The sequence below is a fragment of the Paenibacillus jepli genome, assembly GCF_047238105.1.
GTDB lineage: Bacteria > Bacillota > Bacilli > Paenibacillales > Paenibacillaceae > Paenibacillus_D.
This window is the reverse complement of record NZ_JBDFMD010000001.1, coordinates 4,741,610-4,765,966: the sequence shown is the minus strand read 5'-3', so window position 1 is coordinate 4,765,966 and position 24,357 is coordinate 4,741,610. Positions and strand designations below refer to the sequence as shown.

Sequence of the window (24,357 nt, the reverse complement as noted above, 5' to 3'; positions counted from 1 at the left end):
TGCTTGTTTTCCTCATGCTTATTGCTCTCGTGCCTACTTCTCTCGTGCCTTCTCATCCAGCTCGCTCATGACCCGCACCAGAAGCATCGCCGTTTCGGCGCGGGTGATGGAGTCACGGGGGAAAAGTCCGAGCTGCTTGCCGCCGCTCTGCTGTCGGCCGATCAACCAGCCCCGGCGGACGGCGAGCGCCATCGACTCCCGCGCCCATCCCGATATCGAGGCCGCGTCGGCGAAGCCCTCGAATCCGCCGCCCGACGACACTTCGATGCCGTAACGGGACGCCGCTCTGGCGAGCACAGTCGCCAGCTCCTCGCGGGTGATCGCATCCTGCGGGCGGAACCGGCCGGCCGCTCCCTGCATCAAACCAAGCCGCACCGCTTCATCGACATAACCGCTGTACCAGCGGTCCGGCCCGACGTCCTGGAATCGCTCACGCGCCGCCGCCACATCCTGAGACGGGACGCCATAGACCCGCACCATCTCGACCAGCAGCTTGGCAGCCTCGGCCCGGGTGATCGGACGCCCCGGCTCATAACGCCGCTCGCCAGCCCCTTCAGCCAGATGCCGGCTGGCCAGCACCTCAGCTGCTTCGCGCGCCCAGTGGCCCTGCATGTCAGCAAACGTTATGTCATACAGCAGCACGGCGTACTCGCCCGGCCCCTCGATGAGCGTCTGCACCTCGTTCAGCTCCAAATCCGCCACTCCGCCGACATAACGCCATCCTGACGGGTGACCGGCATCGACCCTATAGATTCCGATCCGCATCGGATCCCGGCCGGCCAGACGCACAGCATCATAGGCAAGCCTGATCGTTATAGCGCGTCTACTCTGCCAGCCTTCGGCCTGGAGTGTGTACACCGGCGACAGGCGAGTATAGCCGCTTCCCGGCTCCGGGAGCTCCTCTCCCTTGTCCTCCTGCCACTGCAGCCTGCCGCCTTCAGTGAAGGCACCCGCAGGCACGCTAACCTGCAGACGTCCTCTCTTTGCTGTGAAAACTCCACCGGCTCTTCCAATCTCCCAGTAGCCTGCGAAGACGTCGTCTGGATCGCCAGGGGGATCCTCGCCCCCAGGCTCGCCGCCCGGATCCGGCTTGACTGGCCCTGCGGACCCTCCCGTTCCGCCGCCGGAACCACCGGGATCGCCGGAACCGCCAGAGCCCCCGCCGGAACCTGTGCTTACGGTCACCGTGACGACCGATGAACGGTTGCCCGCTTCATCTACACCGACGACACCTATCCTATAGCGCGTCGAGGCTGAAAGTCCCGCGATCGTATAGCTCTCAACCCCTGGTTCGATCCCAACGATGCTCGGTTGCCCCGCAGCGTCTTCTACCTGCCAGCTGAGCTCGAGTCCAGCCAGATCTTCATCCGCCGGGTCACGCCAGCTGACTCCCAGCCGGCTCCCGCCTTGCGGCGTTACGCTCAGCTCCCCGGGGGCATGAGGCGCCCGGAGATCTTCCCGCGCTGCATCCTCCTCCAGCATAACCCGCACCTCAGCCGAGCGATTGCCCGATTCGTCCACGGCGGTGATGCCGAATTCGTAGGCACGACCCGCCACCAGCCCGCCGATCTCATGCCACTGCGTACCTTGCCCTATGCGGATGACCTCGCCGAAGCTCGCCTCACCCCGCTGTCGCCAGCGGATCAGTACGCCATCTTCATCCAGGTCCGCAGGCGCCTGCCAGCCGAGGACCGCCTGATCCCTGCCGATGGCGCCGATCACCTCCGTCACCGGAGCCGGCGGCACCAGATCTTCGGAGACCACGGTGAACGAACCCGTGTAGGCCTCGGCCAGCGGTACCCCTGCATAGCTGCGCAGCGGGTCGCCCACCGTAATCGTGTAGTCGGTCTCACCCGCGAGGGGGGAGTCGGGGAGGAACCGCAGCCCATTGGCGAGCAGCTCGCCGTCTGCGCCTTCACCAGGCTCCACAGCCTGCACCTGTCCCCGTACGATGCCGCCCGGTCCTTCGATGACGACCGCTTCGCGGGTCATAGCCGCCACTGTCATGGCTTTGCTGAACCGCACCTCGACCTGCGAGCCGCCGGGCAGCGGTTTGACCGCCGTTACTTCCGGCGGTGCGTAGGATACCAGCGGGATGTTGACGTCAAAGTGCGGCGGCAACACCTCCAGCTCCTCGCTGTAGGCTCTTTCATAGCCTTTCTTCTCGTACTTGACCTGCCACCAGCCCGGCGGCACATCCCAGCCGTATCGCCCTTCGGCATTGGTCAGCTGCGGATTGATCTGTTCATACCATTCCGCATCCCACAGCTCCCAGCGGCCGGAAGCCTCTTCCAGATTATAGATTGTGGCGGTGACGCCCTCTACCCGGTTCCCTGGCAGTCCCTCATAGACGTAACCGCTAGGATCATAGATATACTTGGGCTCCGCCACCCGCTGCGGCTCCGTCGGTTTTTTCATACAGACGTAAGCTTTGATATTATTCTCCAGATCGCGGATATCCTCCAGCATGATCCGGTCCAGCTCCTTGCCGGCCCACTTGATCTCCCCCCAGAGGATCAGGGAAGCCCCGGGCGAGAGCTCGCGCATGCTGCCGATGAGATTCATCATCTGTTTGGCCGTCTCATGCTGGATGGCAGTAAACCTCGCCGCGTTGGCATTGCTGAGCAGCCGCGCACGGGCAAAATCTTCGATACACTCCAAAGCATGGATGTCCCGGATCAAACCATCGACCTTATCCACATCCGTAGGCTTTACCACTGCCTCGATACTTTGCCAGTTGTCAAATAGCTTGGTGCTCAATCTCAATCCATCGAGCACCGTATGGACCGTTAACTTGCTCATGCCTGCGCTTGCCGGCGAGGCCCCGCTCTTCCGCATGCCTGATATGCCAACGCCATCAGGCACGTAGGCTGTCACGGTCACCTCGGCCTTTGAGCCCCATGGCGAATGCGACACCGTAACGCCGTATAGGCTTCTCCCCGTCAACGCTTCCAGCCGCAGATCCTGGCTGGTCGGCACATAGTCCGGTGCCGGCGTCCGAGAGACGACGATGTCCGCCGCAACGTCATCCGTCAGCTTCAGCCTCATCTCCTCGGTATTGTCCGGTACGATGCCGCCTCTTCTGGGCGACCATTCGCCAGCCTGGGCGAGCCACATCAGCTCTGCATTCGCCAGCGCGTCCGAATTGAGATTGCGCCCCTGCTCCGGCGTCGGCGCCTCCTCTTCCAGCTCTTCCGGGTCGGATCGGGTTTCGTAAGCGACAGAGATCGGCCCGCTGAACGCCGGCTTCTTCGTTTGAAGCACGTACTTGCCGCCTTCCCTCCGGGCATCATCGATGCGCTCGCCGTTGCCGACCCGTACATTATAGACCCGGTCGGGATCGCTGAATTGCATCGTATAGGACGGGATCAGCCCATTATGCGCATTATAGGGAAACACGGCTACCCCCTCCGCAGGCGAGAACGTTCGTATCGGATTGGGATATAGTTGGAACGACATATCCTGGATTACGATGTCGTTCGGGACATAGCGGACGATCGCGCTTTGTCCGCCGTAGCTGGCGCCGTCCAGCGTCGTCTCCGTGCGCAGCCGGCGGTTCGTCATGCCATTGTCTGCCAGCGTAACAGCCATCAGCCAGGTGCCGTTCGGCGATACTTGCGCCCGCCCCAGCAGCTCGCTGTTCTCATAGACGGCCACCTGCTCGCCGGGCGGCGCATGGCCGCTCACATACAGCTGCAGGCGCGTCGTCTTCTCCGGAGCCCGAAGCGTCACCGGGTGCATCTCGACATAAGCGGTCCCCAGTCCTTCCTTGCGGACTTCAGTTCCGAGCGAATACCGGATGGACGCGTGCGTCGTCATCCCTTGCAGCATCGGTTCCGGCTCCACCTTGATCTGGATCCGTGCCGTACCTTGCTGAGCGGGCGCCACGGATCCGAGCGGTACGATCACCTGCCGTCCTTCTGTCCTTGCATCGACCGCCTGCCGGTCGACCACGGCCGAGTGATCAACATACGCTGCCTGCAGCGGCAAATCGAAGATAAGCTCTGCATCGACGGCCGTCTCTCGCGGGATACCGTTATTGGCATAGACGGCATGCAGCTCCATAAGTCCGTTCGGCGCCACGTTGTCGGAAGCCGCGAAGATCCGGTTGTCCGCCCCCGAGAACTTCCCCGCTGGATGCAGGCGAAGCGTGCCCAGATCGAGTTGCTGCGCTGCAGCGACTGTGAACTCTGCTTGCGCGGCAAGCGCTTGGGAGCGGACTTGCCCTCCTTCACTGACGAGGATCCGGTACGTACCCGGCCGATGCAGCTGGATCCCCGACCCGTCTCCATAATTGTAAGTTGGCGGTGCAGCAGCCGCTTCGCCAGCGATGCCGATAATTTGGGTGTGCACCCAAGGAACCGTCGTGCCGTCCGGCCTCACCGGGCGGAAAGCCGCCTCGGACCAACGATTCTCATACCGCATCTCCAGTTCGGCATGGTTATCCGCTCCTATCGTCACCTCCGTGCAATCCCTCACTTGTACACGATGCTCGCCTACGCAAGCCTGGATCGTCTCTCCGACCACGGCAGCCAGCTGGATCGGCGAACCCATTCGTACGATGGGACGAGAGAAGGTGACCCCATAACGGTCCAACTCAAACCAATCGACGTCGGCAGGACCCTGCCACTCGCCATGGGCATTGCGCACATAGAGCTTGAAATCCAGCGTTGCTCCCTCATATAACGTGAAGTCCAACGTACTCTCATCCTCGATCAACAGCCGCTGGTTGGCCGATGTCAGCGCAGCATCCGTGCCGCTTCCCTCCGCTCGCGCATCTACCGTATATCCAGCAGGCAGGGTGAGCGAATACCGGCCGTCTCTTCCCGAGACTGTCGTATACAGCTTGGAAGCTTTGCCCTCCGTCACTGTCACCGCGATCCGCGCGCCTGTGGACGGCCGGCCTCCCGATGTCTGCACCACCCCGCTCAAAATACCTGTAGGCTTCCTGTCCAGACGATACGTCTCGATCAGGATCGGCGCAGCGACGGACAGTTCGAACTCCTGATTGTCATAATCCGGATCTTCGGGCGTCCAGTGCAGCTTCAGCACCTGGCCAGCGTCGACCTGCATCTTCTGCGTAACTGCCGAGGCTGCACCTCCCTCGGCTATGCTCCGTCCTTCCTCGTCTCGGATCGTATACGAAGCCCGGACAGCTGCGCCCTCTTCGTTCAGTACGCGGGCATTCAGCGTCACGGCAAAGCGCGGATGCAGCTGAATGTCCTGGACTCTGCCGGCGCGGGGTGCCGCCGCTTCCACGGTACCGGACGCCCCGTTCCCGGAAAAGAACAGTTGATAGCGATGATCCGCATGGGCAAAGGGTACATCCACTACCGTCTCATATTGGCCCTCGGGAAATGCCGCGGTATCGGAGTAATGAACGCCGCTGTCCGGATCCGAATAACTGACCCCGAGCCGGCCGCCGGACAGCGCTCCACGCCAAGCATCATCTGTCGGCACAGCCAATCGGACATGCAGCCTGGCTGCGATGTTCCTGTCTACCGGATAGGATACTGGCAGCCACTCCCCTCCGAGCCTAAGTACGACTGAATCCAGTGATGCCATCCCTTCCACGACCGGGAATGCGGCCTCGTATTGTCCCGGCTGCGTCTCCACCAGGGTGAACAGCAGCTGATCCGGCTGCGTCTCCTCCTCCTCCCAGCGAGTAAGATTCACACGCGCCTCGAGCTCGGCGCCTGGGACCGCAGAGACGAGTATACGGGCTTCGCTGCCGATCACCGGCGCCCGGGAGACCTCTCGCTCGAAGGTCATCGTCACACTGCGTATGGCTCCGGACATCGGCCGCAGATCAAAAGCCAGCATGTTAGCTCCAAACGCGAGGGTAATCGTCTGCGGTTCGGGAATATCGTAGCCTGCCGCTGACGCCTCCACCTCGATTCGCGTCCCCTCTCTTCTTGGGACAGGCAGCGCTGCGAAGCCTTCCTCATCGACTGTCAGATCCGCCAGCACCTCGCCGCTGTCCGCATCCTTGAACACGACCCGGGCATCCGGAATCGGATCGTAAGTCTCCGAGCTGTAGACGTTCACCCGCAAAGTGCCGTTGAACTCAGGCACTACCTTTTGTTCCGTTCGCTGCCCTGCGGCCAGCACCAGCCCTTCGTACCGGGCCAGCACCGATGTCCCGTCCCTGTACATCAGCTCCAGCGTGAGCGCTGTCCCGGGCGCGCCATAAAGCTCATATCGGCTGATCCCGTTTTGCCAATCCGCGACTACCTCCGGCATCCCATCGCCAGTCAGCAGCAGATACGCGCCTTCCATTCTGGCCGGATCCACGGCTTCCACCTCCACTTCGAGGCGGCCCGCTACGGGAAGCGGCATACGCGGCACATCCAAGCCTTCGGCACTGCCGGCGACTGCGACCCGGATCGCTGTCACTTCCGACATGCCTTCAGTCACTGCGAATGCTCCCGCATACATACCCGTCATCCCGCTTTCTTCGAGCGGCAGCGTCGTCTGCCGGCCGACTGTCTGGTCCGGCCGTTCCGGATCCGCCTCCAGATAGGCCACCTCCGCCACCAGCTCCAGATCTGGCTGTGCGGACGCACGGATGTTCAGCACGCTGCCCGGCTTGATATGTCCCCCCACGATAGCCTCCGGCCCTGCCGACCATTGTGCGCCGGTTACCGGCCCACCCGGCTGGGGCTCGCTGCAGCCTCCCGTGCAGCTCAGATAGAGCTGACTCCCGCCACTGTCCTCGCCATCACCGGCCAGGTACACCCCGGTATGTCCATCAGCGCTGAGCTGGACGCTCCCCGCCAGCGCTTCCGGTGCACCGATCGATGAGATGACGCCTGTCACGGTATCGATACGGACCGCGCCCCGGCGGTCAGGGAACATCGGCTCCGCCTGCCCGGGGTCGTAGCTCTCATAACTATAGTCCAGCTACGGTGGCACCGTCGTCGGTCACGATCGGCGCCCCCAGACTCAGACCGGGTACATCCGATACATCCAGGAGCTCTCTGAACTCGCCTTCTTCCGAACTATAGAGCCACAGCCGGATGCCTTGCGTTCCGTTCATTTCCCGTACGATGATATAAGAGCCGTCAGAAGAGATGTAGGGCGAATACACATCCAGCTCTTCGATCTCGTTGATCGTGACGCCGCGATAGTCGAGATAACCGCTATCCGGGTAATAGGTAAAGAGTCGGCTCTTCATCTCGTCACGGCCCGGCCACAGCTCGGGGGCCCGGGATACGAGGGCAACGGCTTCGCTGTCAGCCGTGATCATCGGCTCGCCGCTGGGCTCGCTGCCCTGCTCGTCTCCCCAGCCCACGCTGATTCGTTTCAGCGGATGCTCCGCGTCTTCCCGCAGATCCAGCAAGAATACATCCTCGAGTCCATTCGTATCGTCCTCCACCAAGTCGCCGCCCTCGGACACGAAGGCCACTCTGCTGCCATCCTCGCTGACAGACAGACTCCTGAAGCGTCCCTCCGATTGGGCCAATCTGTCGGTGCTGCCGTCCAGCCGATCGAACAGGTACAACACACTGCCGGCCGCATCGACCTCGCCCGCTCCTTCATATACTACATATCGGCCTGTCGGGCTGAGGGCAAGCCCCCTGTCCATGTGGGGCGTCCCGCCTTGCGAGATGGGCATATGTATACCTGCAGCTACATCGTAAATGTAGACGCCCTCTTCGCCTTCGACTCTGGAGATGTACGCAACTGCGTTACCATCCCTGCTGACCCTCGGCTGGATATAGCTGTCCGGAGCGTCATGCTCCGCCAGCAGCAAGTCTGCCGAGAGCGGCTGGGCAGCTATGCTTATTTCCGGAGCGGGCGGTACGATAACTGCCGCCGCTTGACCTCCCGCAGCCGCCAGGAGTCCGAGCAGCAAGCTTAGTGCCAGCAGGCAAGCCATCACTTTTTTCATCGTTTCCTTCCCATCCCTTCCTGATTTTCACAACCATTATAAAGGGAAGGAACGAGCAGCCAACAGTGACGGCCCGTCATCGGTTTTGTCATGATAGTCCGCTGGTACTAGAAAACCCCTTGCGGCTGCCGCAAGAGGTTTAGGGAAAAGACGAACCTATTCTTTACTGGATTTTGGCAGCAAAGAGGCATTTCGCATCATCGGATAGGTGGCTAGCAGCGCCGCCAAACCGATGCCACCCACCACCGTGAACGCCGTCAGCGCACTCATATTCATCCGGGACGCCCATTCGATAGGCGCATTCAGAGCGCCTGAGTAAAACAGGAACATCGCCGCGATGCCCAGAATTGAAGCGCCGATGAGCGTACGTTTCATACCCAGACGGTACGTGATGCAATAGAAGAAGAACATCACACCGAACAGCACCAGGCTAACCATGAGATCAATCCACAAGTACGGCAGAAATTGATGTTCGCTTGAATAGAGCTGTCCCGGATGCAAGATTGCGGCGGAGCTGATTCCCTCCTGATACAGATAAGCAAGCAGCCACTGGCATAAATTTAAAAAGATCATATATACGAAGACGATTGACGTACCGACGAGATAGAACATTTTAAGCAATTGTGTTCTTGTGCTCCCGAGTCCGACGGCGATCGGCAGCAGGCTTTTGAAACCCGCCGCACCATAGTAGGGAATGAAGAAGAAGTATGCCGGGCCGATCAGAAAGCTTTCCGAGCCAGCCTGTTCGAAGAAAATGCCGATGATAACCCAGGCTGCGGTCAACGGCAAGGTAATGTACAGGAACAGCAATTTGACCAAAAACCACCTTGCATCTTCATAAATCAAACGCGCCGTGCCTCGAGCTGCATTCATAGGGAAACCTCCTTCACATTGTCTGTCATTTGCAGCAAATAGTCCTGGAGCTGCGCTTTTTCCAGCGACACGCCAACCGCTTGCGCCCGTTTTCTCCATGCATCGGATAATGGCGCGTCGATCATCACTTTTTTCGACGATCCGATGGCGTCCTCGTCGAGGATCCGCTCTCCAACCGTCAGTTGATCCACCTGAGCTCGCTCCCCAGACAACCAGAAGCCTTTCTCGCGCACCTGTTCCATCGACTCATTCATCATCAGTTTGCCCTCATGAACCACGACGAGGGATTCCAACAGCGGCTGGATTTCCTCGATATGATGGGTGGACACCAGGATCAGACGCGGGTATTCGTCGTAGCTGTCGAGCAGCAGCTCATAGAACTTTTTGCGCATCGCGGCATCGAGCCCATTTGTCGGCTCATCCAAGATCGTAATATCCGCCTGACTGGCCAAGCCAATCACGAGCTGCAGCGCCGTTTTCATCCCGGTAGACAGCTTGCTGGCATTTTTGTTCACCGGCAGCTTGAAGACTTCCAGCAGTTTATCCGCCATCGCCTGGTTCCAATTCGGATTGAAGTACCTATAGAAGCGCATGGCATCGCGGATCGTCCAGATCGAACTGAAGATATGATCCTCCATCATATAACACAAGTATTTCTGCGCTTCGGGATTATTGTATGGCTCGTGGCCTTTGATCTGGATCCTTCCCCCGAGCGGTTTCATATGACCGGCAAGCAGCTTCATAAAGGTGGTCTTGCCTACGCCGTTGCGTCCCCACAGACCGGTGATAACAGGTTCTTGCTCAGTGTAAGAGATGCCTTTCAGCACGGGGTGTTCACCATAACTAAAGGTGAGATTTTCGACGGAAATCATATTTTTTTCTCCTCCTCCATGATCCATTGGATGACCTTATCGACCGGCATTCCGATTCGCTTGGCTTCTTCCAGCAGCGGACGGATGTACGCTTCCCTGTAATGACCCTGTTTTTCGTGCAGCACCTGGTTTCTCGCTCCTTCCCTGACGAACATGCCGATTCCCCTCTGCTTGTAGATAATATTCTGGTCCACCAATGCCTGGAGTCCCTTCCGCGCAGTGGCCCGGTTGATATTATAGAATCGCGACAATTCATTCTCGGACGGCACTCGCTCGCCTTCCTTCAGCTGTCCGTCTACGATGTCATCGATAATCATCTGAGCAATTTGTTGAAATATGGGCTGATCTTCGTCCAACATTGCTCTCAAACGACTCCCTCCTCCTTTGGTCTCTTTGTTGGGTGTAATGGATGTTGAGGATGTATGGTTGGTTACTCGTATAATCAACTGTACAACAAATACTCGATTTTGTAAAGCCTTTGCCAAGGTGAAACGGCTGTCGCCCAAGAGTTTTGCAAAGCAAAACTGGCTTCTTTTCTGGCGTAAAAAAGGTTTCTACACTAATCCGGCTGTATCCCCGCCATCTGGCTTGTCCGCAAAGAACAAAGCCTGCTCACGCAGGCTAGCACTTCCGACACGGACACAATAGATCCTATTGCGAACAAAACCCCAGCAGGAACAGAACCTACGGACACACAATCCGTTATTACTGATTTTGTGCTCGTTAGACCCCGTTTACAGACCTATAACGGATCCTCTGTCCTCAAGCTGCGCTAAAAACACGCCCATGCCCGAAATAAGGGCTACGGTGTGCGCTCGTAAGTAAATGCAGTCAAGGAGCCACTTCGTGGCCCCCACAAAAATTTATACTTATCTGTTCAAGGTGAAACGGCTGTCGCCGTCCTTGGCGGCACAGCGCGTTTCATTCCGGAGAATTCTAAGCTGATATATGTGTGCAACATATAAATTCTTAGAATTGAACAAAACCTGCTAACGCAGATTGGCGAGGAGTAAGGACACAATGCCGCAATCGGGTCAACCCCCGATAACTGATCGGACCAACCATTGGAACGGATTCAAGTAGCATTTTACCCCTGGTTGTGAACCGCGGCATCCAACCCAGCTAGGAGCACAACTTATCCACAAGTGTCGAAAGTCATCATTTCCTAAACAACAAAAAAACCGATGGGTGGCATGCATTTATGCACATCCCCTACCGGATTTTCAAAAACCTATTCCATATTTTTTTTATCTTCCTCCATGATCCATTGGATGACTTGGTCGACGGGCATCCCGATCCGCTTGGCTTCTTCAAGCATCGGACGGATGTAAGCCTCCCTGTAATGATCCTGTTTTTCCTGCAGCACTTGGTTTCTAGCGCCTTCCCTGACAAACATGCCGATTCCTCTCTGCTTGTAGATAATATCCTCGTCCACCAAAGCCTGAAGGCCCTTCCGCGCAGTGGCCCGGTTGATATTGTAGAATCGTGACAATTCATTCTCGGAAGGCACTCGCTCTCCTTCTTTCAACTGTCCATCTACGATATCATCTATGATCATCTGAGCAATTTGTTGAAATATAGGCTGGTCTTCGTCCAGCATTGCTCTCAATCGGCTCGCCCCTTTCATCTTGTACAGCTCTATCTCACCCTGTATGGTTGGTCTCTCGTATACCCAACTGTATAAAATGATTGGCATATTGTAAAGTCAAAAAAAAGCCCGTCGGAGACGGAATGCTTGGCAGCACTCCGCACCGACGGACTTCAGCAATCGCTCTGTATTACATGCTCAGCCCTTGCAACGCCTTCACGCCGATGTCGCTGCGATAGTGAACGCCGTCGAACTTGATCGTGGCAGCAGCCTTGTAGGCCCGCTCCCGCGCCTGTGCGGTATCGGTGCCGAGGCCGACAACCCCGAGTACCCTGCCGCCGCTGGTGACGAAGTTGTCGCCATCCAGCGAGGTGCCGGCATGGAAGATCTGGATGCCTTCCTGGGCCGCTGCTTCGTCCAGTCCGGTGATCACACGGCCTTTGGGATAGGAGGCCGGATAACCCTCGGAAGCGAGGATGACGCAGACCGCAGCCTCGTCGCTCCATTCGATCTCGAGCTGGTCGAGCCGCCCGTTCATCGCCGCCAGGATGATGTCGACCAGATCGGTCTTGAGCCGCGGCAGCACGACCTGCGTCTCGGGGTCGCCCATCCGGGCATTGAACTCGATCGTGGTCGGGCCGTTCTTGGTAATCATCAGCCCGGCGAACAAGAAGCCGCGGAACGGCCGGCCTTCGCTGACCATCGCCTTGGCCGTCGGGATGACGATCTTCTCGATCGCCTCGTCCACGATCGCTTGCGGGATATGCGGCAGCGGCGTATAGGTGCCCATACCGCCGGTATTCGGCCCCTTGTCGCCGTCGTAGACCGGCTTGTGGTCCTGCGCCGGCACCATCGGCCGGACTATCTCGCCGTCCACGAACGCCAGGATCGACATCTCCTGGCCTTCGAGACATTCCTCGATGACGACTTGGCTGCCCGATTCGCCGAACACCTTGTTCACCATCATGTCCTCGAGCGCCTGCTTGGCCTCTTCCATCGTCCGGGCGACGGTAACGCCCTTGCCTGCTGCCAGCCCGTCCGCCTTGATGACGATCGGCGCCGACTGCTCAGCCAGGTAGGCCGAGGCCGAGGCATAGTCGGTGAACGTCTCGTATTTGGCTGTCGGGATGTTGTACTTGCGGAGCAGCTCTTTCATAAAAATCTTGCTGCCCTCGATCTCCGCCGCGTTCTGACGCGGCCCGAAGATCGGGATGCCGCGCGCTTCGAAGGCGTCGACGATGCCCGCTGCCAGCGGGTCGTCCGGTCCGACGACGACCAGATCGATTGCATGGTCGACCGCGAACTGGATCAAGTCGCCGAAGCGGCTAACCGGGATGGGCACACACTCGGCGAGCTGGGCGATGCCAGCATTGCCAGGGGCGCAGTAAAGTTCCTTGACCTTCTCGCTTTTCTTCAGCGCCCAGACGATGGCATGCTCACGGCCGCCGCCGCCGATGACTAATATCCGCATTCGTACTCCCCCTGTCTCTAATGTTTGAAATGACGAACGCCGGTCATCACCATCGCGATGTTGTGTGCGTTGGCCACAGCGATCGATTCTTCGTCCTTGATCGAGCCGCCCGGCTGGATGACTGCTGTGATCCCGGCTTTGGCCGCCAGCTCCAGCGTATCGCCCATCGGGAAAAATGCGTCAGAGGCCAGAATCGCTCCTTGCGCCTCCACGCCCGCTTGCTCGATCGCGATGCGCGCTGCGCCGACCCGATTCATCTGCCCGGCGCCGACACCGATCGTCATATTGTTCTTTGCCAGCAGGATGGCATTGGACTTCACATGCTTGACCACCTTCCAGCCGAACAGCAGCTGCTTCAGCTCTGCTTCGGATGGCTGACGTGTCGTCACCACCTTCAGATCCGCGGCAGTGAGCGTATGGACGTCGCTCTGCTGGACCAGCATGCCGCCGTCCACAGAGGTGACGAGCCATTCCGGCTTGCGCTGGGCGCCCGACTGGAGCTCGCCCAGCTGCAGCAAGCGGAGATTTTTCTTCTGCTTCAGGATATCCAGCGCTTCCTGCGTGAAGTCCGGCGCGATGACGATCTCCAGGAAGATCTCGTTCAGCAGCAGCGCCGTCTCCTTGCCGATCGGCCGGTTGGCAGCGACGATGCCTCCGAAGATCGAAGTCGGATCAGCTGAATACGCTTTTTGGTACGCCTCGTGGATGTCCTCGCCGATGCCGACGCCGCACGGGTTCATATGCTTGACTGCGACCACAGCCGGCTCTTCGAATTCTTTGACGATGGAGAGCGCTGCATTGGCGTCGTTGATGTTGTTGTAGGAGAGCTCTTTGCCGTGCAGCTGCTTAGCTGTCGTGATGTTGCCCTCAGGCGCCAGCGGCTTGCGGTAGAAGGCAGCAGACTGATGCGGGTTCTCGCCGTAGCGCAGATCCTGCATCTTCTCATAAGTGACGGTCATGCGCTCAGGCAGCACCTGGCCCGTCTGCGTCGTCAGGTAGTCGGAGATCAGGGCGTCATACGCGCCAGTGTGACGGAATACTTTGGCCGCGAGCGCTTTGCGCGTCTCCAGCGTCGTGTCGCCGTCGCCGCGTACTTCCTCCAGCACCGTACTATAGTCGGCCGCATCGACAACCACGGTGACGAACGCATGGTTCTTCGCCGCCGAACGCAGCATCGTCGGTCCACCGATATCGATATTCTCGACCGCATCCTCGTAGGATACGTCCGGCTTGGCGATCGTCTCCTGGAACGGATACAGGTTGACCACGACCAGATCGATATACTTGAGCTCCAGCTCCTCCATCTTCTTCTGATGCTCCGCATCATCGCGGATCGCCAGCAAGCCGCTGTGCACCGCCGGATGCAGCGTCTTCACCCGTCCGTCCAGGATCTCCGGGAATCCCGTGACCTCCGAGATGCCGATGACCGGTACGCCTTCCTTTTCCAGCAGACTAGCCGTCCCTCCGGTGGAGATAATCTCTACGCCCAGCTTGGATAATTCTCGCGAGAATTCGACGATCCCCGTCTTGTCCGATACACTGATCAGCGCTCTGCGAATAGCCAATCCAATCCCTCCTAAGTGTGAAGTCCCCCACAAAGTGAAGCTTTTTCTCCGATGCCGATTTAGGTACGATGCGGGGGCCCGGAAAACATATAATTTCTAAAAAGATCAAGGTGAAACGGGTGTCGCCATCTTTGGCGAAACAGTTAGTTTCATTCCGAAAAATTCTTAGCTGATATACGTGTGCAACATATAAATTCTGGAATTCAAGTTGAAGCGGCTACGTTGCGACACCATCCCCGGCTTGAGCTGCTGCAGCGGCACTTTCTGCCGCTATTGCGACGCCCTCCCCGACTTGAGCTGCTGTAACGGCACTTTCTGCCGCTATTGCGACGCCCTCCCCGACTTGAGCTGCTGTAACGGCACTTTCTGCCGCTATTGCGACACCATCCCCGGCTTGAGCTGCTGCAGCGGCACTTTCTGCCGCTATTGCGACGCCCTCCCCGACTTGAGCTGCTGCAACGGTACTTTCTGCCGCTATTGCGACGCCCTCCCCGGCTTGAGGTGCTGCAGCGGCACTTTCTGCCGCTATTGCGACGCCCTCCCCGACTTGAGCTGCTGCAACGGCACTTTCTGCCGCTATTGCGACACCATCCCCGGCTTGAGCTGCTGCAGCGGCACTTTCTGCCGCTATTGCGACACCATCCCCGGCTTGAGCTGCTGCAGCGGCACTTTCTGCCGCTATTGCGACGCCCTCCCCGACTTGAGCTGCTGCAACGGTACTTTCTGCCGCTGGAGCGACGCTTGTGGTAACCCGGCACCTCCAGCGACCCTTTCTGCCGCTATTGCCGCATTTTTGTAGGCTGACTGTATGATGGTGCTATTATCTTATCCGCACCTGACGCCCGTCCAGATGGACGCGGCCGCGGGCAATCTGCTGCACGACCCAGGGAAGCAGCGCTTGTTCGGCCTCATGAATGCGAGGGGCAAGCGAGTCTTCCGTATCGCCGTCAGCCACCTCGACTACCCGCTGGGCGATGATCGGCCCGCTGTCGAGGCCGCCGTCCACGTAGTGAACCGTGACCCCGGTTACCTTGACGCCATAGGCCAACGCCTGGGCGATCCCGCCTACGCCCGGGAAGGACGGCAGCAGTGACGGATGGATATTGACCATCCGGCCATAATAAGGCTCGACAAGGACAGGCGTGATGATCCGCATATAACCGGCCAATATGATGAGTTCGACGCCCAGTTCCTGCAGCTTGGCCAGGATCTCTTGCTCATAGGCCTCCCGGGAAGCATATGACTTCGGTGTAAAAGCGTGTACCGGCACGCCGGCACGCTCCGCCCGGCCGACGACCGGCGCAGACGGCCGGTCACAGACAAGCAGCTCGATGCTGACATCGAGCCGCCCTTCCTGTACTCTATCCGCCAGGGCCTGGAAGTTGGTTCCTTGGCCTGAGGCAAAAACAGCGATTTTCATCGCCATCAGACGTCCGCTCCTGTAAAGGTCACGACCCGGCTTCCTTCCGTCACGGTACCGATCCGGTAAGCCTGCTCGCCCTGCTCAGCCAGGATCTGCAGTGCTTCTTCGGCCTGCTCAGCCGATACAACCGCGATATAGCCGATGCCCATATTGAACGTCGTGAACATATCGCGGTTCGTAATGCTGCCCTTCTGCTGCATGAGCTCGAAGATCGGCAGGATCGGCCAGGAGCCGTAGTCGATCTCGGCGTTCACGCCTTCAGGCAGGACGCGCGGGATGTTCTCGATGAAGCCGCCGCCGGTGATGTGAGCCATCCCCTTAACCTGCAGCTTCTCGATCAGCGCCAGCGCCGGCTTGACATACAGCTTGGTCGGCGTGAGCAGGACGTCGCCCAGACGTGCGCCGCCCAGCTCCTCCACCGTATCCGTCAGCGCATAGCCGGACTGCTCCAGCAGCAGTCTGCGCACGAGCGAGAAGCCGTTGCTGTGCACGCCGCTCGAAGCGAGGCCGATGATCGCATCGCCAGGGGCGATCGTGCTGCCGTCGATGATCTTGGCCTTGTCGACGACACCTACGGTGAAGCCGGCGATGTCATACTCGCCTTCGGCGTACATGCCCGGCATCTCGGCTGTCTCGCCGCCGATCAGCGCGCAGCCCGAGCCGACGCAGCCGTCGGAGATGCCTTTGACGATCGCTTCGATCTTCTCCGGCACGACCTTGTCGCACGCCAGATAATCGAGGAAGAACAGAGGCTCAGCGCCCTGCACGACGATGTCGTTGACGCACATGGCGACGGCATCGATGCCGATCGTATCATGCTTGTCCATGGCAAACGCAAGCTTCAGCTTGGTGCCGACGCCATCGGTGCCGGAGACGAGCACCGGCTCTTCATACTTACTCTTGTCGAGGCCGAACAGTCCGCCGAAGCCGCCCAGCTCGGTCATCACTTCGGGGCGCAGCGTCCGCTTCACGTGCTTCTTCATCCGCTCTACTGCTTCGTTGCCGGCTGCGATATCGACGCCGGCCTGTTTATAGGCTTCTGACACCAGTAACACTCCTTTAGAGGTTGTTCAAACGTTCTCGGTGCGATAAACCCGATCGTTTGAACAAAAACATTTGTTTGTTCAAGCCTCCCTTGTCGGGGAGCTTGAATCCTATCGTACAACCTGGTCCGACTAACAGGTCCGCGTATTGCCAGAGAGCCTACAGGTCCCACACGGACAGCTGTAGCGAAAGAAAGTTTACTTAGAACCGCTCCCAACCTCCGCCCAGGCTGCTGCAGCGAAAGAAAGTTTACTTAGAGTGGCTCACAACCTCCGCTTAGGCAGCTGTAGCGAAAAAAAGTTTACTTAGAGCAGCCACATGCCGCTGGGCATGTCGTAGCCCTAGCCTTACTGCGTGCCGCCAACCCGATTTCCAGCGTCTAAGACTAGTTTTTAGCCTTGCAGCGCACCGCCGCAGCCAGTTTCCGGCCTCTACGACCTAGCTTTAGGCTTAAGCGGCCTGCGCCGCCGCCTAACAGCTGCAGCTTTTCTCCGCTTCTGCATCGACCGGGGTCGGGTAGTCGTTGTCGAAGCAAGCCAGGCACATGCCGCGGTTCATCTCGCCCTGGTTGCCGCCGATCGCTTCGATCAGGCCGCGATGGCTGAGGAAGTGCAGCGAGTCGGCGTTGATCGCCTGGCGGATCTCCTCGACCGTCTTGGACGAAGCGATCAGCTCCTTGCGGTCCGGCGTGTCGATGCCGTAGTAGCAAGGGTTGGCGAATGGCGGCGAGGTGATCCGTACATGGACTTCCGTCGCGCCAGCCTCCCGCAGCAAGTTGACGATACGCAGCGAAGTGGTGCCGCGGACGATCGAGTCGTCGATCATGACGACACGCTTGCCCTCGACCACCTTGCGGACGGCGCTCAGCTTCATCTTGACGCCCTTCTCGCGCAGCTCCTGCGACGGCTGGATGAAGGTCCGGCCGGTATACTTGTTCTTGATCAGGCCGAGCTCGTACGGGATGCCCGTCTGCTCGGCGTAGCCGATCGCTGCCGAGATGCTCGAATCCGGCACCCCGGTGACGATATCGGCATCGACGAAGGACTCGATCGCCATCTCCTTACCCATCCGCTTGCGAGCGGAGTGCAGGTTGATGCCGTTGATATCGCTGTCCGGTCTTGCGAAGTAGATATACTCCATAGAACAGGTCGCCCGCCGCTCCAAGGGAGCGTAGCGCTCCACGCGGAGCCCGTCGCGATCCAATATGAGCATCTCGCCGGGCTGTACATCGCGCTCATAGACCGCACCGCATGTCTCCAGAGCGCAAGTCTCGGAGGCGAACACATAGCCGGATCCGAGCTTGCCCATGACGAGCGGACGCAGACCATGCGGGTCGGAGACGACGATCAGCTTGTCGTTGGACAAGATCAGGAACGCATACCCGCCGACGATCCGCTGCATCGCATCCCGCACCGCCGAGACGAAATCCTTGGGCGAGCGGGCGATCAGATGCGCGATGACCTCGGTATCGCTCGTTGTCTGGAAGATCGAGCCGAGATTCTCAAGCTCACGGCGGATCTCCGGCGCGTTGACGATATTTCCGTTGGTGGCGACCGCCAGATCGCCGTCCCGGTACTTGAAGATAAGCGGCTGCGCGTTGGCGATCTTGCTCTCCCCGGAGGTCGAGTAGCGCACATGCCCGATCGCCCGGTCGCCTTCCAGCGAATCCAGACGATCCTGGCTGAACACTTCCTTGACGAGCCCCATTCCCCGATGATAGTGGAACCCGCCGCTCTGGGAGTCGACTGTGCAGATGCCCGCGCTCTCCTCGCCCCGATGCTGCAGCGCATGCAGCCCATAATAGGAAAGCGTCGACGCCGCCGGCAATCCAAAGGCGCCGAATACCCCGCACTCTTCTCTCAATTTGTCAAAGATGTCGTCACGGCCAATGCCTTCGTTGTAATGGTCACCTGTCCACAGCTTGGGGAGCTGTTCTACTTCATTAGACATGGAATCGCATCCTTCCAGACCTTCTCCAGTTGTTGTACCGGCGTGCCTATGGCCGGTCTGCCGTTTACGTTGATGGTGAGGCTGCTGCCTGTTACTGTGCCGATTACCGCATGCTGTACGCCTTGCTCGCTCAGAAGCGCCGTCAGCGCGTCCGCTTGCTCCGGCTTGGCCGAGAGCAAGATTCGGGACTGCGATTCGCTGAACAACAGGTGGTCCGGACGAAGGTCGCTAGATAAAGAAACATCCGCGCCTTTGCCGCCGCTTATGCAAGACTCCGCCAGCGCGACCGCGATGCCGCCTTCCGACAAGTCGTGAGCCGACGCCACGAGACCTTGTTGAATGGCGCTTAGAACCGCACCTTGCACTTGCTTCTCCACGTCCAGATCAATAACCGGAGGACGTCCTGACGGGGCGCCGTTCAGCACGTACTGCAGCTCGCTGCCGCCGAATTCCGCTTTTGTCTCGCCGAGCAGCACGATGACGTCGCCTTCGCTCTTGAAGCCTTGCGTGGTGATATGGTCGATGTCATGTACCAGACCGACCATGCCGATGACCGGCGTCGGATAGATGGCGCCCTTTGCATTCTCGTTGTACAAGCTGACGTTGCCGCCGATAACCGGCGTATCCAGCTTCACGCAGGCTTCGGACATGCCGTCTGCCGACTTCTCCAGCTGCCAGAAAATTTCCGGCTTCTCGGGATTCCCGAAGTTGAGATTATCTGTAATCGCCAGCGGCTCCGCGCCGGAGCACACGATATTGCGCGCCGCTTCCGCGACCGCGATCCGGCCGCCCATCTCAGGGTCCAGATGTACATACCGCCCGTTGCAGTCCGTCGTCATCGCCAGCGCCTTGCGTGTCCCGTCGACAAGCACGACAGCCGCATCGGAGCCCGGCCGAACAGCTGTAGCCGTACGGACCATGTAATCGTACTGGTTGTAGACCCATTCTTTGCTTGCAACTGTCGGAGAGGCCAGCACCTTCTCCAGCACGCCGTTCAGATCTGTAATTTCGTCAAACGCAGCCGTGTCTATCGATGCGCTCTCGCGGAACGAAGCCGGCTCACTGGATGGTTTGTTGTATACCGGACATTCATCTACAAGCGCTGTGACCGGCATATCCGCAACTTCCTCGCCCTGGTGGAACAACCGGAGACGCCCGTCATCCGTGACTTTGCCCACTTTGGCGCAAATGATGCCCCAGCGGTCGAAGATTTCCCTCGCCTGTGCCTCATGCTGCGGTTCGACGACGAAGAGCATGCGCTCCTGCGACTCCGACAGCATCATCTCGTAAGGCGTCATGCCCGTCTCGCGCTGAGGCACCTCGTCCAGGTACAGCTCCAGGCCATTACCGGCCTTGGAAGCCATCTCTGCGCTGGAACAGGTCAGTCCTGCTGCGCCCATATCCTGAATGCCCAGGACGATACCGGAATCGATCAGCTCCAGCGTAGCCTCCATGACCAGCTTCTCCATGAACGGATCGCCGACCTGGACAGCCGTCCGTTTCTCTTCCGACTCCTCGGACAGCTCAACGGAGGCAAACGTTGCCCCGTGGATGCCGTCGCGCCCTGTTGCCGGGCCGACGTAGAAGACCGGGTTGCCTACGCCCTTGGCCACACCGCGCTGGATCTTGTCATGGTCGATCAGACCTACGCACATCGCATTAACCAGCGGATTGCCCTCGTAGCTCTCGTCGAACATCACTTCGCCCGCCACGGTTGGAATACCGATACAGTTGCCGTAGCCGGCAATGCCGCTGACGACATTTTCGAAGAGGTACTTCACGCGATCATTGGTCAGATTGCCGAAGCGCAAGCTGTTGAGCAGCGCCACCGGACGCGCACCCATCGAGAAAATATCGCGGATGATGCCGCCCACGCCTGTAGCGGCACCTTGGTAAGGCTCAACCGCAGAGGGGTGGTTATGCGATTCGATCTTGAACACGACGGCTTGATTGTCGCCGATGTCCACGATGCCCGCGCCTTCGCCCGGTCCCATCAGAACGCGGGGGCCTGTGATCGGGAATTTTTTCAATATTGGCTTGGAGTTCTTGTAGGAACAATGCTCCGACCACATGACACTGAATACGCCGATCTCGGTGTAGTTGGGCTGGCGTCCAAGAAATCCGCAGATCAGCTCGAATTCCTCATCCGACACGCCAAATTGTGTGTATATCTTCTGTTCGACGATCTGCTCAGGTGTCGGCTCTTTAGCCGTTAATTGCTGCGCCATGCTGTTCCCTCCATGCATTCAAGATCGATGTAAACATCCGTTTGCCGTCCTCGGAGCCGAGCAGGCTGCTCACTGCCCGCTCGGGATGCGGCATCATGCCGACGACATTGCCTGCTTTGTTGCTGATGCCGGCGATGTCTTCCACCGAACCGTTCGGGTTGGCTCCGGCTACATAACGGAACACGATCTGGTTATTGGCCTTGAGCTCTTCAAGTGTCGCTTCGTCACAATAATAGCTGCCCTCGCCGTGAGCGATCGGAATATCGATGACTTCTCCCTGCGCATACTGATTGGTGAACGGCGTCTCGTTGTTTACTACTTCGAGCAGCGCCTGGTGGCAGCGGAATTTCATGCCGTTGTTGCGCAGCAGCGCGCCAGGCAGCAGGCGGGATTCGGTCAGGATCTGGAAGCCGTTGCAGATGCCCAGGATGTATTTGCCGGCTACGGCCGCTTTATGCACTTCATTCATGACCGGAGCAAAGTTGGCAATCGAACCGCAGCGCAGGTAATCCCCATAGGAGAATCCGCCCGGTACGATGATGCAGTCATAAGCAGAAAGGTCTGTCGACGTATGCCAGACGTAGTCCACCGACTGTCCGACGGTCTGCTCGACGGCTTTGTAGCAGTCGATATCACAGTTCGAGCCTGGAAATACAAGTACCGCGAACTTCATGGATTAGCCCTCCAATTCGAAACGGTAATCTTCAACCACCGTGTTGGCCAGCAGCTTCTCGCACATTTGTCTGATCCGCTCTTCCGCTTCTGCGCGGTCGCTCGTGTCCACGTCCAGCTCCAGATATTTGCCGATGCGGACTTTCTCCACTTCACTGAATCCGATGGAATGCAGCGCGCCTTGGACAGCCGTGCCTTGCGGGTCTAGTACATTCTCTTTGATCGTGACATACACTCTAGCTTTCATGATCTTCGTATTCCTCCTAAGTGGGCGTTAATTGCTGAATAAGGACGGGATGCGCCAGGCGTCTATTTTGTCAAAATATTATAAATTTCCATATATCGCCGGGTCGTTTCCGATACGACTTCCTCCGGCAGCGGCGGCGGCGTGCTGTTCTTGTCCCAGTCGGACTGGGCCAGATAGTGGCGCACCGGCTCTTTGTCCATGCTGTCAATCTCCGTGTCGAGCGCATAGCGGTCCTTGGCCCAGAAACGGGAGGAATCCGGTGTGAACAGCTCGTCGATGAGGATGACTTCCCCATCGATCAGACCAAACTCGAACTTGCAGTCTGCGAGGATGATGCCTCGTTCCGCACAGTAGCCATGGGCGTACTCGTATAGCTTAAGGCTGCGCTCGCGCAGTTCCAGCGCCAGCTTGTCGCCGACCAGATCCTTCATAATAAGGAACGGGATATCTTCGTCATGACCGACATCGTTTTTGGCGGCGGGAGTAAAGATCGGCTCCTCCAGACGCTCGTTCTTGCGCAGTCCTCCCGGCAGGGAGATGCCGTTGACTGTGGAGGTTTGCTGATATTGTCTCCAACCGCCGCCCGTGATATAGCCCCGGACGACACATTCGATATCGATGCGCTCCGCCTTGCGGGTCACCATGATCCGGTCGCGCAAGAGCTCGGGCTCGGTGACGATATCGCCCAGCTTGTCCACGTCGGTATGGATGACATGATTGGGCTGGATATCCGCCGTCTGCTCGAACCAATAGGCGCTCAGCCGGTTCAGGACGTTGCCCTTGCCCGGCACCGCCGGCTCCAGGACGTAATCGAAGGCGGAGATGCGGTCGGTCACGACGATCAGGTAGTGTTCGCCGAGGTCGTAGAGCTCGCGCACTTTGCCTTTGTACAGCAGCGGCGCTTTGATATAGTCCACTGCGGTGGAGATGGGCTGTCTATTCATCGTGGCTTGGGGCCTCCTTAGAATGAATCGTGGTGGGGCTAACCTCGGAAGGCGTACCTGATATGATGAAAACAAACCTGCACGGACTGAATCGTTCTTACGATCGCTGTTGTCCCCGGATTTCCAGATCGTATAACCCCTGTAAAGGGTGAAATCCGAGGACAAAGGCGAGCGCTTCGCTTCTCCAGAATCGATTCAACCGCTACGGTATGCCTCATCAATCAAAGAAGGGCCGTCAGCTTCGGCGCAGCCACACCAATAATCTCACGTATGCAAGCGGTAGGGATTAGTTCAAACCAAGCCGCTCGAAGATAGTCTTGACGTGCTTGAGATGCCAGGACGGGTTGAAGCAATCGTCGATCTCTTCCTCGGACAGCGCCTCGGAGATCTCCGGCGTAGCCAGGATGATGTCCTTGAACTGGCGCTGCTCTTCCCAGGCCTGCATGGCCCGCGGTTGTACGGTATCGTACGCCTGCTCGCGGCTGAAGCCTTTGTCGATCAGCTTGGTCATGACGCGGCCGGAGAACGGCACGCCATAGGTGCTGAGCATATTGCGCTTCATATTCTCAGGGAACACGGTCAAGTTCTTGATGATGTTGCCCAGACGGTTCAACATGTAGTTCAGCAGCATCGTCGCGTCCGGCAGGATGACCCGCTCGACGGAGGAGTGGCTGATGTCGCGCTCATGCCAGAGCGGCACATTCTCGTAAGCCGCTACCATGTGGCCGCGGATGACGCGGGCCAGACCGGAGATGTTCTCGCAGCCGATCGGGTTGCGCTTGTGCGGCATCGCCGACGAGCCTTTCTGACCTTTGGCGAACGGCTCCTCGACTTCGCGGAATTCGCTCTTCTGCAAGGCCCGGATCTCGGTAGCGAACTTGTCCAGCGAGGTGCCGATCAGCGCCAGCGTCGCCATATACTCGGCATGACGGTCGCGCTGGAGTGTCTGGGTCGAGATCGGTGCCGGCTTGGTGCCCAGCTTGCGGCAGACGAACTCTTCGACAAACGGGTCGATATTGGCATAAGTGCCGACCGCGCCGGAGATCTTGCCGAACTGTACGCCGTCGGCAGCATGCTCGAAGCGCTCCAGGTTGCGCTTCATTTCTTCGTACCAGAGGGCCACCTTCAGACCAAAGGTTGTCGGCTCCGCATGCACGCCATGGGTCCGCCCCATCATCGGCGTATCGCGGTATTCGATCGCTTTGTTCTTGAGGATCTCGATGAACTGCTCGATGTCGCGCTGCAGAATCTCGTTGGCCTGACGGAGCAGATAGCCGTTGGCTGTATCTACGACGTCTGTCGAGGTGAGGCCGTAATGCACCCATTTGCGCTCGGGACCTACGGTCTCCGATACGGCGCGGGTGAAGGCGATCACGTCATGGCGCGTCTCCAGCTCGATCTCGCTGATCCGGTCGATGTCGAAGCTTGCTTTGCTGCGCAGCGCCTCAACGTCTTCCTTGGGGATGACTCCCAATTCGGCCCATGCCTCGCATGCGCACAGTTCTACTTCGAGCCAGGCCTGGAACTTGTTCTGCTCGGTCCAGATCGCTCTCATCTCGGGTCTGCTATAACGTTCTAACATGTAA

The 24,357-nt window shown here is 58.8% G+C and carries 17 protein-coding genes; 1 reads left to right on the top strand and 16 read right to left on the bottom strand.

What is annotated here, in order from left to right; translation table 11 throughout:
* Positions 1–33: 33 nt before the first annotated feature.
* From ABC336_RS20555 to purH, 8 genes are all read right to left on the bottom strand, one after another.
* Positions 34–6,858 (bottom strand): S-layer homology domain-containing protein, encoded by a 6,825-nt coding sequence (locus tag ABC336_RS20555; RefSeq protein ID WP_413240428.1) that lies wholly within the window; start codon positions 6,856–6,858, stop codon positions 34–36.
* Between the two features lie 34 nt (positions 6,859–6,892).
* A complete protein-coding gene (locus tag ABC336_RS20550) occupies positions 6,893–7,894 on the bottom strand; it encodes a TolB family protein (RefSeq protein WP_413240427.1) in 1,002 nt (333 codons plus the stop codon).
* A 156-nt stretch (positions 7,895–8,050) separates the two neighbouring features.
* Positions 8,051–8,767 (bottom strand): hypothetical protein, encoded by a 717-nt coding sequence (locus ABC336_RS20545; protein WP_413240426.1) that lies wholly within the window; start codon positions 8,765–8,767, stop codon positions 8,051–8,053.
* Positions 8,764–9,639, bottom strand: a complete 876-nt coding sequence (locus ABC336_RS20540) for an ATP-binding cassette domain-containing protein (RefSeq protein WP_413240425.1) — start codon at positions 9,637–9,639, stop codon at positions 8,764–8,766. The genes ABC336_RS20545 and ABC336_RS20540 overlap by 4 nt, the downstream gene beginning before the upstream one ends.
* Positions 9,636–10,007 (bottom strand): GntR family transcriptional regulator, encoded by a 372-nt coding sequence (locus ABC336_RS20535; RefSeq protein WP_413240424.1) that lies wholly within the window; start codon positions 10,005–10,007, stop codon positions 9,636–9,638. Before ABC336_RS20535 ends, ABC336_RS20540 begins: the two co-directional genes overlap by 4 nt.
* 863 nt (positions 10,008–10,870) lie before the next feature.
* The gene (locus ABC336_RS20530; protein WP_413240423.1) at positions 10,871–11,248 is read right to left on the bottom strand and encodes a GntR family transcriptional regulator; all 378 of its coding nucleotides are present in this window, start codon (positions 11,246–11,248) and stop codon (positions 10,871–10,873) included.
* Positions 11,249–11,417: 169 nt separating this feature from the next.
* Complete coding sequence (purD, locus tag ABC336_RS20525) at positions 11,418–12,698, bottom strand: phosphoribosylamine--glycine ligase (RefSeq protein WP_413240422.1); 1,281 nt, start codon at positions 12,696–12,698, stop codon at positions 11,418–11,420.
* A gap of 17 nt (positions 12,699–12,715) precedes the next feature.
* Positions 12,716–14,263: a bifunctional phosphoribosylaminoimidazolecarboxamide formyltransferase/IMP cyclohydrolase gene (purH, locus tag ABC336_RS20520; RefSeq protein WP_413240421.1), complete on the bottom strand. Its 1,548-nt coding sequence runs from the start codon at positions 14,261–14,263 to the stop codon at positions 12,716–12,718.
* Between the two features lie 375 nt (positions 14,264–14,638).
* Here purH and ABC336_RS20515 point away from each other — a divergent pair, with 375 nt between their 5' ends.
* Positions 14,639–15,013, top strand: coding sequence for a hypothetical protein (locus ABC336_RS20515; protein WP_413240420.1), 375 nt, complete (start codon positions 14,639–14,641; stop codon positions 15,011–15,013).
* Positions 15,014–15,083: 70 nt separating this feature from the next.
* On the opposite strand, the gene purN is transcribed toward ABC336_RS20515, so the two are convergent.
* The 8 genes from purN to purB all read right to left on the bottom strand — a co-directional run bounded on the left by purN (position 15,084) and on the right by purB (position 24,353).
* Positions 15,084–15,689: a phosphoribosylglycinamide formyltransferase gene (gene purN, locus ABC336_RS20510; RefSeq protein WP_413240419.1), complete on the bottom strand. Its 606-nt coding sequence runs from the start codon at positions 15,687–15,689 to the stop codon at positions 15,084–15,086.
* Complete coding sequence (purM, locus tag ABC336_RS20505) at positions 15,689–16,732, bottom strand: phosphoribosylformylglycinamidine cyclo-ligase (protein ID WP_413240418.1); 1,044 nt, start codon at positions 16,730–16,732, stop codon at positions 15,689–15,691. Before purM ends, purN begins: the two co-directional genes overlap by 1 nt.
* Before the next feature lie 469 nt (positions 16,733–17,201).
* The gene (purF, locus tag ABC336_RS20500) at positions 17,202–18,680 is read right to left on the bottom strand and encodes an amidophosphoribosyltransferase (protein ID WP_413240417.1); all 1,479 of its coding nucleotides are present in this window, start codon (positions 18,678–18,680) and stop codon (positions 17,202–17,204) included.
* Positions 18,665–20,908: a phosphoribosylformylglycinamidine synthase subunit PurL gene (gene purL / locus ABC336_RS20495; protein WP_413240416.1), complete on the bottom strand. Its 2,244-nt coding sequence runs from the start codon at positions 20,906–20,908 to the stop codon at positions 18,665–18,667. Before purL ends, purF begins: the two co-directional genes overlap by 16 nt.
* Positions 20,886–21,581 (bottom strand): phosphoribosylformylglycinamidine synthase subunit PurQ, encoded by a 696-nt coding sequence (purQ, locus tag ABC336_RS20490; RefSeq protein WP_413240415.1) that lies wholly within the window; start codon positions 21,579–21,581, stop codon positions 20,886–20,888. Before purQ ends, purL begins: the two co-directional genes overlap by 23 nt.
* Positions 21,582–21,584: 3 nt before the next feature.
* The gene (purS, locus tag ABC336_RS20485; protein WP_413242569.1) at positions 21,585–21,830 is read right to left on the bottom strand and encodes a phosphoribosylformylglycinamidine synthase subunit PurS; all 246 of its coding nucleotides are present in this window, start codon (positions 21,828–21,830) and stop codon (positions 21,585–21,587) included.
* A gap of 59 nt (positions 21,831–21,889) precedes the next feature.
* On the bottom strand, positions 21,890–22,771 hold the full coding sequence (locus ABC336_RS20480; protein WP_413240414.1) for a phosphoribosylaminoimidazolesuccinocarboxamide synthase: 882 nt from the start codon (positions 22,769–22,771) through the stop codon (positions 21,890–21,892).
* Positions 22,772–23,057: 286 nt separating this feature from the next.
* Complete coding sequence (gene purB, locus ABC336_RS20475; RefSeq protein WP_413240413.1) at positions 23,058–24,353, bottom strand: adenylosuccinate lyase; 1,296 nt, start codon at positions 24,351–24,353, stop codon at positions 23,058–23,060.
* Positions 24,354–24,357: the final 4 nt, after the last annotated feature.